Origin of the sequence: Prochlorococcus sp. MIT 1323 (assembly GCF_047304905.1) — a bacterium.
GTDB lineage: Bacteria > Cyanobacteriota > Cyanobacteriia > PCC-6307 > Cyanobiaceae > Prochlorococcus > Prochlorococcus marinus_D.
Map to the genome: position 1 here is coordinate 1612859 of NZ_CP138973.1, position 12394 is coordinate 1625252.

The 12394-nt window shown below is 53.5% G+C and carries 10 protein-coding genes and 1 pseudogene; 4 read left to right on the top strand and 7 right to left on the bottom strand.

Translation table 11 applies throughout. The features are described from left to right. Positions 1-268: 268 nt before the first annotated feature. Positions 269-1699: an adenosylhomocysteinase gene (gene ahcY / locus SIB68_RS07945; protein ID WP_063399112.1), complete on the bottom strand. Its 1431-nt coding sequence runs from the start codon at positions 1697-1699 to the stop codon at positions 269-271. A 70-nt stretch (positions 1700-1769) separates the two neighbouring features. On the opposite strand from ahcY, the gene tsaE reads away from it, so the two are divergent. Then, on the top strand, positions 1770-2243 hold the full coding sequence (gene tsaE, locus SIB68_RS07950; RefSeq protein WP_063399146.1) for a tRNA (adenosine(37)-N6)-threonylcarbamoyltransferase complex ATPase subunit type 1 TsaE: 474 nt from the start codon (positions 1770-1772) through the stop codon (positions 2241-2243). Here the strand turns inward: tsaE and SIB68_RS07955 are convergent. From SIB68_RS07955 to SIB68_RS07965, 3 genes and pseudogenes are all read right to left on the bottom strand, one after another. Next, positions 2192-3232, bottom strand: a complete 1041-nt coding sequence (locus tag SIB68_RS07955) for a carbohydrate kinase family protein (RefSeq protein WP_063399111.1) — start codon at positions 3230-3232, stop codon at positions 2192-2194. The genes tsaE and SIB68_RS07955 overlap by 52 nt on opposite strands. Before the next feature lie 24 nt (positions 3233-3256). Continuing rightward, on the bottom strand, positions 3257-4423 hold the full coding sequence (mutT, locus tag SIB68_RS07960) for an 8-oxo-dGTP diphosphatase MutT (RefSeq protein ID WP_063399110.1): 1167 nt from the start codon (positions 4421-4423) through the stop codon (positions 3257-3259). Then, a pseudogene (locus SIB68_RS07965) lies at positions 4423-5169 on the bottom strand (recombinase family protein). The gene mutT and the pseudogene SIB68_RS07965 overlap by 1 nt, the downstream one beginning before the upstream one ends. 227 nt (positions 5170-5396) lie before the next feature. Here SIB68_RS07965 and SIB68_RS07970 point away from each other — a divergent pair. Both SIB68_RS07970 and SIB68_RS07975 read left to right on the top strand, forming a co-directional pair. Next, positions 5397-5675: a transposase gene (locus SIB68_RS07970; RefSeq protein WP_328586769.1), complete on the top strand. Its 279-nt coding sequence runs from the start codon at positions 5397-5399 to the stop codon at positions 5673-5675. Between the two features lie 1153 nt (positions 5676-6828). Beyond that, positions 6829-7782: an isopenicillin N synthase family dioxygenase gene (locus SIB68_RS07975; RefSeq protein WP_063399108.1), complete on the top strand. Its 954-nt coding sequence runs from the start codon at positions 6829-6831 to the stop codon at positions 7780-7782. A gap of 30 nt (positions 7783-7812) precedes the next feature. Here SIB68_RS07975 and SIB68_RS07980 read toward each other — a convergent pair whose 3' ends face one another. Genes SIB68_RS07980 through SIB68_RS07990 form a run of 3 tightly spaced genes read right to left on the bottom strand, consistent with a single transcriptional unit; the run spans position 7813 to position 11101 of the window. After that, entirely contained in the window at positions 7813-8550 is a 738-nt protein-coding gene (locus SIB68_RS07980; protein ID WP_063399107.1) for a succinate dehydrogenase/fumarate reductase iron-sulfur subunit, read from the bottom strand. Next, entirely contained in the window at positions 8547-10469 is a 1923-nt protein-coding gene (locus SIB68_RS07985; protein WP_063399106.1) for a fumarate reductase/succinate dehydrogenase flavoprotein subunit, read from the bottom strand. Before SIB68_RS07985 ends, SIB68_RS07980 begins: the two co-directional genes overlap by 4 nt. Next, entirely contained in the window at positions 10469-11101 is a 633-nt protein-coding gene (locus SIB68_RS07990) for a succinate dehydrogenase cytochrome b subunit (RefSeq protein ID WP_063399105.1), read from the bottom strand. Before SIB68_RS07990 ends, SIB68_RS07985 begins: the two co-directional genes overlap by 1 nt. A 141-nt stretch (positions 11102-11242) precedes the next feature. Here SIB68_RS07990 and SIB68_RS07995 point away from each other — a divergent pair, with 141 nt between their 5' ends. After that, positions 11243-12388 (top strand): efflux RND transporter periplasmic adaptor subunit, encoded by a 1146-nt coding sequence (locus SIB68_RS07995; protein ID WP_413681821.1) that lies wholly within the window; start codon positions 11243-11245, stop codon positions 12386-12388. The last annotated feature ends 6 nt before the right edge of the window (positions 12389-12394 follow it).

Here is a 12394-nt window from a genome sequence, read left to right on the forward strand (position 1 = left end):
GACTATTAAAAACCGATCCAGTCAAAAACCAAATTTCACCATAAAATAGGCCAAGAATGCAGATAGAACCATTCAAGGCCACAAAAACTTAAGCTGGAAGGATTAATTCGCTGAAACCAACTTTTTTTTATTTTCACATTCAAACAATAGTGCTTATTCAGCCGCATTGATCTCTTTTTAGCACTCAATTTATAACAAGTCTTGTGTCATCTTCTTGCCAGACAGACAAGCCTAATTATGAAAAACAAGCTTGCCTACCTGGAAACAGTCAGTAGCGATAATGGTCGGGCTTATAGGGACCTTCAACAGGCACACTGATGTAATCGGCCTGCTGTTTGGTGAGCTCAGTAAGCCTCGCGCCGATCTTCTCCAAGTGAAGGCGAGCCACCATCTCATCAAGGTGCTTGGGCAACACATACACCTGATCGACATACTGATCACCTTTAGAGAACAACTCAATTTGAGCTAACACCTGATTGGTAAAGGAATTGCTCATCACAAAGCTCGGGTGACCGGTAGCACAGCCAAGGTTCACCAAACGCCCTTCAGCCAGAAGAATGATCTTATTTCCGCTGGGAAGAGTGATGTGATCCACCTGAGGCTTAATATTCTCCCACTGATAATCCTTCAAAGATGCAACATCAATCTCATTATCAAAGTGACCGATATTACAAACAATAGCCTCATCCTTCATACGGATCAGATGTTCATGGCGAATCACCTGAAAGTTGCCTGTGGAGGTCACAAAGATATCGACATCCTGAACCACCTCATCCAGGCGCACCACCCGATAGCCCTCCATCGCTGCCTGAAGAGCACAGATGGGGTCAATTTCAGCAATCATCACTGTGGCACCAAGGCCCCGTAGCGATTGAGCTGAACCCTTGCCCACATCGCCATAGCCCATCACCAAAGCCACCTTTCCAGCAACCATCACATCAGTGGCCCGCTTGATGCCATCCACCAAGGATTCACGGCAACCATAAAGATTGTCGAACTTGCTCTTAGTCACCGAATCATTGACATTGATCGCAGGGAAAGGCAGTTCACCGCTTTTTTGCATCTGATACAGACGCGCGACACCCGTAGTTGTCTCTTCTGTCACCCCCTGAATATTGCTCTTGATGCGTGAATAAAAGCTGGAATCCTGGGCCAACTTGGTACGAATCGAGGCAAACAATGCCGTCTCTTCCTCGTTGCCAGGGTTATCCAGTACAGAACGATCGCTCTCGGCCTTGCTGCCAAGCATCACCAAGCCAGTTGCATCACCGCCGTCATCCAAGATCATGTTGGGAGTGCCACCATCGCCCCACTCGAGAATGCGGTGGGTATAGGCCCAATACTCATCAAGGGTCTCGCCTTTGGTTGCAAACACAGGCACGCCACTAGCGGCAATAGCAGCAGCAGCATGATCTTGAGTAGAAAAAATGTTGCATGAAGCCCAGCGCACGTCAGCACCGAGGGCCACCAGCGTCTCAATCAACACACCGGTCTGAATGGTCATGTGCAGACTGCCAGCAATGCGAGCACCCTTGAGAGGTTTTTCGCTGCCGTACTTGACCCTGAGGGCCATCAAACCTGGCATCTCAGTTTCCGCAATGCTTAATTCCTTACGGCCAAAATCCGCTAGGTCGATGTCTGCTACGGCGTATTGAGGGGGGGCCTGCAACGAGGCCGTTGATGTGGGCACTGCCACCATGGTTCAAAGCTCCCTTGGGGGAATCGTGTACGGAAATCTCAGCGAAGTCGCCGAGACTTCGGGATCGCTTATGGGGCAATCTACAGATGACTCATGGATTCTTGAAAATCTTGATGCCACTCGATGCCTAGGAATAGTCCTTGTCCAGCGGCTACCTGCTTTATCAGTGCTGTTGCTAGAGGGGCCCCTGGGAGCTGGCAAAACCTCTGTGGTGCAAGGCATCGCAACCGCTCTCGGCATCCGTGAGCCGATCACATCACCTACATACGCTCTTGCTCAGCACTACCCGGACGGGAATCCTCCTCTGATCCATCTAGATCTCTACCGCTTGGAGCAACCCAGCACTGCCAATGAGCTATTTCTGCAAGAGGAAGAAGAAGCCCAAGCACTAGGTGCCCTCATGGCCGTGGAATGGCCTGATCGATTAAGCCTGAACTTGCCTGAAGCCTGGAGATTGCAATTGCAGCATCGAGCTGAAGGAGGTCGTCTGGCTCAGTTCACCTCACCTGCGAACGACCCCAAAAACTCCTCCACTTGCATCTGAGACGGCTGCGGATCGATACCACCAGCCCCTCCACAAACAAGCGCGCCACAGGCTGCAGCAAAACGAACCATCTCCCGGGCCTTGATCAGATCTCGTTGAGATGAGGCATCCATCAAAAATTGATGCAGCAAACCTGCAGTGAAAGCATCACCAGCACCGGTGGTATCGACAACTGAAGGGGGAGAAAGCGCTGCAAGCTCCCCAACACAACCCCCTATCCACCACCGCACCGGACGCGCCCCATCGGTCACAACCACATCCGGCTGCTGCGGAAGGGATCGCGCAATCGCTGCAGGGTCGTCAGTGTCAAAGAACCAAACGGCCTCTTCCCTAGCCAGTTTGAGCAGAGAAGCACGCTCAAGAAGCGGCGCAATCGCTTGCAAGGCCTTCTCATCAGGGCCACTATCGGGAGAACGGCCAGGATCCCAGAAGGTTGGACGCCAGTTCACATCCAATGCGATCTGAAGGCCTGCTGTTTGCGCCTGCTCAACGCACCAAAGCAGGGCTTGGGCTGAAGCTGGAGTGGCCAAAGGAATGGAGCCGATCAACAACCAGCGCGCCTTAAGGACCAGCAAAGGCCAAGTGGCCGCCAACTCCTCTGCAGACAAGTCCTGATCGGCAAAACCGTCTCCACGGTCGCCTGCAAAACCCTGAAAGACCCTCTCACCATCAAGATCACGGCGCACCAAGACAATGCGACTGGGCCGGCGCTGATCAGTCTGCAAACCAGCCAGGTTCACGCCTCGAGTGTCAAATAATTCGCGAAACCTGGTCCCGATGGCATCGTCTCCAAGACGTCCTAGAAAGGCCACCTTGGTACCAAGCCGAGCTAACCCACAAGCCACGTTGGCAGGGGCTCCTCCTAGACAATCCTCCACAGGCTGATCAACAGCTGGATCTCCCCCCAGCGGTCCAAGACGATCCACCAACGCCTCGCCCAAGCAAATCACCTCAGGCTCATGGCTGTGAACCGGATTGGTCCCCGTCATCAGTTAAGAGCTACTGAAATGAAGCTAGGAACGCTGGCTAAGCATGTCTGCACGCAGATGATCAATCAACGCGGCAATCATGCGCGCATTGGCTGCCGGGAAGGGATAGTCAGAAAGATCTTCAGGCTTCACCCAGCACACCTGCTGACTCGCCAAAGGCTTGGGTTCTCCTGAACTCCAGCGGCAGAGATGAACAACAAAGCGAAGCTTCTTATGGCTATAGGCATGGTCAAGAGCAATCAGCTGCTCACCCACCTGCACTTCAATCGCCAATTCCTCCCTGAGCTCGCGAGCAATGGTGGCTTCGATGGTTTCACCTGGCTCCTGCTTGCCACCAGGGAATTCCCACAAACCACCAAGTAAACCCTCATTCAGCCGCTGATCAATTAAGACCTCACCCGCTTTGTTCAGCACAACCCCCACACCAATCACCTGGGAGGGAATGGGCTTGCTCGCATCCTTCACGGGGAAGTGGCTTGGCTCTCCAGAAGCGTAGGCAGCACAACTGCGTTGCCAAGGGCAAACATGACAACTCGGGCTTCTAGAGGTACAAACCAAAGCCCCCAAATCCATCAAGGCCTGATTGAAATCCCTTGGCCGCAAAGGATCTAGAAGGGCTTCACTCCACTGCCAAAAACGTGCCTGAGCTCTTTGGGGTGGCTCCAGGCAAGCATGAAGTCTGGCCAGCACACGACGCACATTGCCATCAAGAATTGGTACTGGACTATTCAATGCACTGGAAAGGATGCTCCCTGCCGTGGTGCGACCAATACCCGGAACAGCCTGCCAACCCTCAAGAGAAGAGGGCAGAGGGGAAGCGGCCAATTGACGCGCCGCCTGATGCAACCTGCGGGCACGAGAGTAATAGCCCAGGCCTTGCCACAGCAACAACACTTGGCGCTCTTCAGCAGCAGCCAAATGCTGCACCGTTGGCAACACCAACATCCACTGCTCCCAGTAGGGACGCATCACCCTCAACTGGGTTTGCTGGAGCATCACCTCAGCGATCCAAATGCCGTAGGGCGAGAGATCTTCGTTTGGTTCGGGCCAGCGTCCATCGGCCGTAAACATCCACGGCTTGATGGCAATGTCCTTGCGACCATGGACTTCCCACCAGGCCAGCAGTGTGCGCCTCAGTTCAGGAGCTATCTGACTGATATCGCGATGCCCGCTTCTTCCTCCTGGGTCCATCAGACAGCAACCCAGGCCTGGTCACTCCCCAGAAGCTTTCCCGACAAACCCAAGCGCTGGAGGATCCGACCAATCTGCGCCGGAGCCAGCGGCCGCCCAGTACTGCTGAGCTTGTCGACTCCTGCCAAAGCAGCAACCATCGCCCTGACGCTCAAACCTGCACTAACCATTGGCTCGAGAACTCCACGCAGATCCTCGGCCTCCGCAACAGCCTTCTGCTTGCGCAAAAAAGACTGCTTGGCTGCACCTGACCGGTATCCCCCAAGACGACCCCCCCTTGCCTTAGCCGCAGCCAACGCTTCTTTGGTGTGCTCACTAATCCGGCGCGCCTCGAACTCAGCGACGCTGGCCATCATCGTGAGCACCATCCGCCCAGCACTGGTGGTGGCGTCGATCTCCGGGAGATCGCAGAACACAAAGCCACCCATGCCGTTCTTCTCTGCCTCGTTAGCAAGCTTCAAGACGAAGCCTGTATCCCGAGCCAACCGATCGATCTTGGCCACCACAATCACAGCATTCTCAGCACGAGCCTGAGCCAAAGCCGCGGCTCACTGAGGGCGATCCTTTCTCCGCCCTCTCTCCACCTCAACAAACTCTGCAACGATCAATGCCCCACGCTCCGCTGCCATGGCTGCTATTTTTGCCCGCTGAGCTTCAAGACCAAGGCCAGACTGCCCCTGGCAATCTGTACTGACTCGGTAATAAGCAAGCCAGCGAACCTGACTCTTTAAGCCTTCTGCCGCCAAGGCCTTAAAGCAGAGCGTGAGACAGTCGCTTGGATATCACGAAGGCTTACTTTAAAGCAAAATAATCTCGATGCTGTTGTTGGCGCTGTCGCTCAACTCGACAAGTTATGTGGGTTAGGGATGAGGAAATAGTTAGGGGCTTGAGTTCTGCTGAGAAGCTATCCGTTATTACCTTGTTGATGATCGAGCTCTAATGCCGTCAGCCCATGGCTCGATCAAAACGCATAATGCCGTCTGGGTGCAGTTTGCACATCACGCTGCGCTGCAATAGCAGGCAGGTCTTGATTGCTAAAGCCCTTAGGCGGGATGTCTTACAGGCAGTACTGAAAAAGGCCAAGCAGAAATTTGCCATGAAGGGCTATGGGCTGTTGTGCCTAATGGCTAACCACCTTCACTTGCTCATCAAGCCAGAAGAAGCCAAGGATTTGCCGAGGTTGATGAACTGGTTCGCTTGGTATCCCGTCATGGCACTCAACCTCTTGAGCGGGCGTTGTGGGCATTTCTAGGAGGTAAGGCATTTCTCAACGCCGGACTCTCCGATCGCTTGGTTTATGAGGTTCGGAAGGCTCAGGAGAAATCGGCGTTGGATTCTCTTTGATGGGGCTAAATATCTTGCGTCTTGCCTTTCCAGTGTTCTGCAGTTGTTAGGCCAGCACTCTATTAAGAGCCAATTGATCCAGTGTTTGCCGCATATTGCGTCCCCAAGTTAGAGCTTACTAGCGAGACCCATTGCAGCGCCCGACTGTTATTTGACCTCCCATCACTCGCGCATCTCATAGAAGCGTGAGCAACTTCACAGAATTCCGTGACTCAGGAGCATACTTAGCAAAATAATTTTGAGAAGCTGTCAGTGTCCAAGGCAATTTAGCTTTGGATTATCCAATTACCTAAATCATCATGAACAACAACTTTGACAGATCGCTTTCAACTGAAGAACTGAGCTTTGAACAGTTGTCTGAAATTGCAGCTGGTGCAAGTTGGTGTGGAACATGCTCAGGATGGAACAACTTCATCATTTGGATTATAAAAGGCAATGATCCTGCAGAATTCCCTGGAAGGCTTTGATTCGTTTTCTACGCAATAACGATTATTGTAGTTGTCAATTCATGCAGCTAAAATGATTGTCGATATTGTATGAATATTAGCCAACTACCAACTATATTAAAAGGGTCATTTTAAGGACCCTTTTAATGAAAAGGACAGGCGTTATGGCATGACCAATCTGTATCACCCAAATAACTGAAGGGGGCTGCAACGCCCCCTTCACCATTCCAGCGCAGCGGATCTTAAAGGTCCACTTTTTAGTGCTGAGCCCTCCATGGGCAAACCAGCTCAGCCTCTGTGATCATCATGGCGGGACCGAGTTGCTCCATAGTCCGCTCCAAGTGATGCCCCCAACATCTGGTATGAAGTAGCCACTGCTTCAGGACCCTGGCTGTACATGAACTCCAGCCAGTACTCCTCGAGCTGATCCAGTTCCGACAGCACCCTCAGACAGAACTGTTCATCGCAAAGCATCGGCGCCAGCTGTTCTCGATGACATCAGGGTATAGAGAGTCCAACAAGCAGGAACAACGAACCACCAACCTGCCACAGGTGAACTGGGCTGGAACGAGGTTTTAAGGCACCATTGCAGCGTCCGTTCAACCAGGCAATGGCTTGACCCAGACGATTCTCGATGTTGACCTGCTGGCTTTTGAACAGGGCACGAAACGTCAACAAGCAGCTGTCGTTGACGGGCTAATGCGCAGCCTCGGAACAGGGTTTGTGGTGACCACCAGTGATCTGCCTTCGGCGCTTCTCGATGAGGCCTACGGGATGTTGAGACGTTTCTTTGCTCTAGAAGCGACAACAAAAAGACAATTCAACGTGCCCGAAGCTTTTGGCCAGACTGGCTATACAGACACACTTGTCGAAACAGCGGCAGGCGAAAAGCTGCCCGATTGGAAGGAAATGCTCAACTGGGCATTACCACTCCCAGATAAGCACCCGTTACGCCTCCGTTTCCCCACGCTCTATCCAGAACAACTCCTACCAGAAGTAGCCGTACCAGGAATCACTGGAGTGCTGCAAACCTTCCACCAAACCATCGCCGAGTTGCAGCGTCGCGTGCTGCGAATCATCGCTACTGGCCTTGGTTGCCATCATGATTTTTTCACTGATCTGATCCAAGACGCACCAACGCTCACCAGAGCAATCCGCTACCCACCCATGAACCAAGCCCCTGCTGCAGGGCACATGTGGGCCGCCGCCCATGGCGACATCAACCTGATTACAGCCTTGCCGCGAGCCACGGCCCCAGGCCTACAGGTCTACATCGATGGCTGTTGGGTTGATGCCATTGCGCCTGAAGGGCAAGTGATCGTCAACAGTGGCTTGATGCTTGAACGGATCAGCAATGGACTCATCCCAACAGGTTGGCACCGCGTCTTAGCGCCAAGTCAATCCAATCTTGAGCGGCTCAGTGTTGTTCAGTTCTGTCACCCCAAACCATCCACCCTGCTCACACCGCTCAACAGCTGCATCAATGAAAGCCATCCACAACGGTTCGCCGGCGTGATAGCTGCCGATGCCCTAGAAGACGTGCTGTACCAAATCAAATTGATGGCTTAATGGCTCCAATCAGTAGATGAGCACCAGATATCAACGTGCCTCGCGATGCATCCAGCTGATCCAATCAGCTGAAATTTGCTTCGGGCACACCGCCTCACACTCCAAATTGCTGCTACAGCTACCAAAACCCTCCTCGAGCATGCGCTCTTGCAACGTCTTCGCCCGGCGCTTGCTCTCCGGTTGCCCCTGAGGTAACTGACCTAAATGGGCCAGCTTGGCCGCCACAAACAAACTTGCTGAGGCATTACGACAACTGGCCACGCATGCGCCACAACCGATGCAAGTGGCCGTTTCAAAGGCAGAAGCAGCTTGATCCTTCCCTATAAGCAAGGCATTTCCTTCTGGAACTTGGCCCGTATTCACCGAGCAATAGCCACCAGCTGCAATCAACCGGTCAAAGGCCGACCGATCCACCACCAGATCTTGAATGAGAGGAAAAGCTCGTGCCCGCCATGGCTCTAGCGTTAATGTGTCGCCATCAGCAAACTGGCGCAGATAGAGCTGACACACAGTGGTGCCGGTCTGAGGCCCATGAGCCTGACCATTAACAAGAAAGCCACAGCTACCACAAATACCCTCGCGACAGTCGTGATCGAAAGACACCGGGCGCTTGGCTTGAGCAATCAGCTGTTCATTGAGACGATCAAGAGCCTCCAATAGCGACATGTCGGCAGAAATCTGCTCAAGCCGGTAGACATGGAAAGCACCGGAACTGTTGCTTGACACCTGACGCCAAATACGCAGCGTGAGCGAAAGCTTATGGCTCATCGATAACTACGTTGACTGGGCTTCAAGCTCGTGAAGTTGAGCGGCTCAGCATGGCGAATCGGCTCGGCCCGCTCGCGATCTTCCCAAGCAGCAATGTGGGCAAAGTTCTCATCATCACGCCGAGCTTCGCCTTCTTCTGTCTGATGCTCTTCACGGAAGTGGGCTCCACAAGACTCCTCCCTAGCCAAGGCATCGCGCAACATCAACTTGGCCATCCCAAAGAAATCAGCAACCCTCAACCCCTTCTCGAGCTCAGGGTTAGGACCCTGAACCTCTCCAGGAATACTGACCTCAGCATGAAAACGCTGCTCCAGCAATGCCACATCTGCCAACCCAGCACGCAGCCCTTCGGCATCACGGCTGATACCGCAGCGATCAATCATCACGGCTCCAAGCTCACGATGAAAAGAATCAACCGACCGTTGACCCGCCCCCTTGAACAAAAGCGCAATCCGGCCACTGGCCCGCTCCAGAGCTTCGCGGCAAGCCAAATGATCGCAAGCAACAGGCGTGGTGGTATGGCCTGCTAACCAAGCAGTGACGGTAGCCGGCGCAATGAAGTAGCCATCAGCCAAACCTTGCATCAGAGCACTAGCGCCGAGACGATTAGCCCCATGCTCAGAGAAGTTGGCCTCACCAAGCACAAACAATCCCGGAATCGAACTCATCAGGTAGTAATCAACCCATAGACCACCCATCGTGTAATGGGGGGCTGGAGAGATGCGCATTGGTATCATCAACGGATCCTCGCCCGTAATTCGCTCATACATCTCCAAAAGGTTGCCGTATCGCTCCACAATCACCTCTCGTCCCTGACTCGAGATCGCATCGCTCAGGTCGAGATAAAATGCTTGGCCACCAGGACCCACGCCATGCCCCGCGTTGCAGAGCTCCCTGGCACAGCGTGAAGCCACATCTCTGGGCACCATGTTGCCGTAGGCCGGATACTGACGTTCAAGGAAGTAATCGCGCTCGGTCTCAGGAATCTCAACAGCTGAACGCTGATCTCCACAATCTAATGGCAGCCAAACACGCCCGTCATTGCGCAAGCTCTCACTCATCAAGGTTCGCTTACTCTGAGAGGGATCACCACTTGGAATGCAGGTTGGGTGGATCTGGGTGAAGCAAGGGTTCGCGAATAAAGCTCCCTGACGATGAGCCCGCCAAATGGCGCTTGCATTCGATTTCAGTGCATTTGTCGAAAGAAAGTAGACGTTGCTATAGCCACCAGTCGCTAGCAACACCGCCTGAGCGGTATGCACCTCCAATTCACCACTAAGCAGGTCACGGCACACCACCCCTCGGGCCACGCCATCCACCTTGATGAGCTCCAAAACATCGCGACGACAAAGCAACTCCACCTGACCAAGAGCCACCTGACGCATCAACGCCTGATAAGCGCCGCAGAGCAATTGCTGGCCAGTCTGACCGCGAGCATAAAAGGTGCGACTGACCGAAGCCCCTCCCATTCTTCTGGTCGACAGTGTTCCGTCGTACTCACGCGCAAAGGGAACGCCCTGAGCAACGCACTGATCGATGATCGCGCTACTGATCTCAGCCAAACGCTGGCAGCCTGCCTCACGCGCACGGAAGTCACCGCCGCGAAGGGTATCGACAAAGAGGCGGCTAACGCTGTCACCATCCACAGGGCGAGGGCGAGGGCGAGCGGCATTAATGCCTCCCTGGGCGGCCACTGAGTGTGCCCGTCGAGGACTGTCGTGAAAGCTGATCACACGCACCTGGTAGCCCTGCTCGGCCAAGGTTGCCGCCGCCGAGGCCCCAGCCAACCCCGTGCCTACCACCAACAACTGAAGATTCCGTTTGCGCAATGGGCTGATTAATGGCAGCGATCCTTGCGTGCGGTTCCATGCATCGGCGATCGTGCCTGATGGGAGACGAGGATCAGGCAAACCATTCATCACTGACCCATCTGCAACGCTAAGGCAGCGACCAGCAACACCACCACGCTGAAGCCGCCGCCCACAAGCAACGCCAGCATGCGGAAGACGCGCCGAATGCGCAAACCATTAGCTGGATCAAGCAATCCCAAGCTGCGATGAGCTGCCTCACCACCGTGAAACAGGTGCAAGCTGACGGCCACAGCGGCCAATAGATAGAGACCCACATTTGTAGGCTGAGACAACACAACACCCAGCGCTAGCAGCTCCTCGCCGGCGGGTGGCCTGGGCCAGCGCAGCTGCAATAGATGTACCACCAGAAAGCCAAGCAAGATCAAACCACCAATCGCTTGACTACGTGCTGCTAAGACAGCAAGGAGATCACCTCGGCGGCTAACAAGACCAGCACGATTACCAGCACGGCGATTAACAATCAGCTTGGCCAGGCTCAGGCCCAAGTGCATCAAAGCTGCAGCTAAAAAGCCAAACTCTGCAAACGGCATCCAAGCAGACTGATGTAAAGCCGCTGCATAAGTCTCAAAGCTCACCGGTGCAAAAGGCGCCATCGCAACTCCACCCAGATGGAGAAGCAGGAAAATCACCAACACCAACCCTGTAGCAGCGCTCCAGACCCTGAGCGAATCCGCCCCCATGAATGCGGAGCACAAAGATCAAACAACCCTAAAGAAACTCTTGGGTCAGAGGATAGGAGTACCTATCGTTAATCATGGGTGAACCTTCGCCGGAGCAAGCAGATGCGAGGGAGGTTATCGTCCGCGAAAAAGCACGTTCTGATGGCATCTAGCTCCACCACAATTGCCCTGCTAGGGGCCGTCTTGATGGTGACGAGCTGCAGCAATAAGGCTGCTCACAAATTCCTGACGGTTGAAGCAACCCGAATCACCTCAAGCAATTTTACGCCAACGGTCAGTGCCGTCAGCATGCTGGAGTCGACCAAAAACGTGGCTTTAAAACCACAGACCGACGGCACAGTGATCAAAATCCTCGCCAAGGAAGGGCAACACGTTAAAGCTGGTCAAGCCATCCTGGTGCTCGACAACGAGCAACAAAGTGCTGCCCTGGACGCCGCCAAATCCGAAGCAAGGAAAGACCAACTCAATGCTGAGCGTTACGAGTTCCTGTACCAGCAGGGCGCAGCATCAGCCAAGACTCGCGACAAATATGCAGTGCAGGCGATCCAATCGCGAGATCAGGCAAAAGCTGATGCAGCCACCCTTGGCTACAAATTTGTACGCGCGCCAATCAATGGCGTAATCGGCGATCTGGACATGGTGAAACTTGGCGACTATGTGAAAAAAGGGCAAACCATTACAGGCATCGTTGACGATTCGACGCTGTGGACACTGATGCAGATCCCAGCAACGCAAGCCAACCAGGTGCAACTAGGGCAAACGGTGATGGTTGCATCCCAAACCACACCACCTTTCACAGGGCAGGGCTCCGTTGTCTTTATCTCGCCCTATTACGAGCTAAAGGGAACAAATAAGTCTCCAAACACACTCATGGTGAAAGCAAGCTTTCCCAACCTCACAGGTAAGTTAAAAACTGGACAATTTGTCAAAAGTCAGATCGTAACGGGCCAATTCACAAGCCTTGCTGTTCCTGTTCAAGCAGTATTCATGGAGGCCCAACAACCCTTTGTCTACGTTGTTGTACCACTAAGTAAGGCACTCCCCAAAATCAAAGCATCAAGCTCATTACCCGAAGCAACCAAAAAGAAGCTCGAATCGTTACCTAATAGCACGCCGATTGTGTTGCAAAGAGCTGTCACCCTGGGCCAACTGCAAAACAACCTCTACCCATTGAAATCAGGCCTGCAAAAAGGCGAGCAAGTTGTTTCAAGCAACACAGCACTACTGCGTAACGGCATGCCCGTGAAGATTGCGCCAACACAAGCTGCCAAGAAGGGAAGCAACTGAATAAAG

Bases quoted from the DNA above. Each gene is read 5' to 3' on its own strand.
- mutT (WP_063399110.1), bottom strand. From the start codon at position 4,423: ATGGACCCAGGAGGAAGAAGCGGGCATCGCGATATCAGTCAGATAGCT.
- SIB68_RS07990 (WP_063399105.1), bottom strand. From the start codon at position 11,101: ATGGGGGCGGATTCGCTCAGGGTCTGGAGCGCTGCTACAGGGTTGGTG.
- ahcY (WP_063399112.1), bottom strand. From the start codon at position 1,699: ATGGTGGCAGTGCCCACATCAACGGCCTCGTTGCAGGCCCCCCCTCAA.
- SIB68_RS07980 (WP_063399107.1), bottom strand. From the start codon at position 8,550: ATGAGCCATAAGCTTTCGCTCACGCTGCGTATTTGGCGTCAGGTGTCA.
- SIB68_RS07955 (WP_063399111.1), bottom strand. From the start codon at position 3,232: ATGACGGGGACCAATCCGGTTCACAGCCATGAGCCTGAGGTGATTTGC.
- tsaE (WP_063399146.1), top strand. From the start codon at position 1,770: ATGGGGCAATCTACAGATGACTCATGGATTCTTGAAAATCTTGATGCC.
- SIB68_RS07985 (WP_063399106.1), bottom strand. From the start codon at position 10,469: ATGAATGGTTTGCCTGATCCTCGTCTCCCATCAGGCACGATCGCCGAT.
- SIB68_RS07970 (WP_328586769.1), top strand. From the start codon at position 5,397: ATGCCGTCTGGGTGCAGTTTGCACATCACGCTGCGCTGCAATAGCAGG.
- SIB68_RS07995 (WP_413681821.1), top strand. From the start codon at position 11,243: ATGGCATCTAGCTCCACCACAATTGCCCTGCTAGGGGCCGTCTTGATG.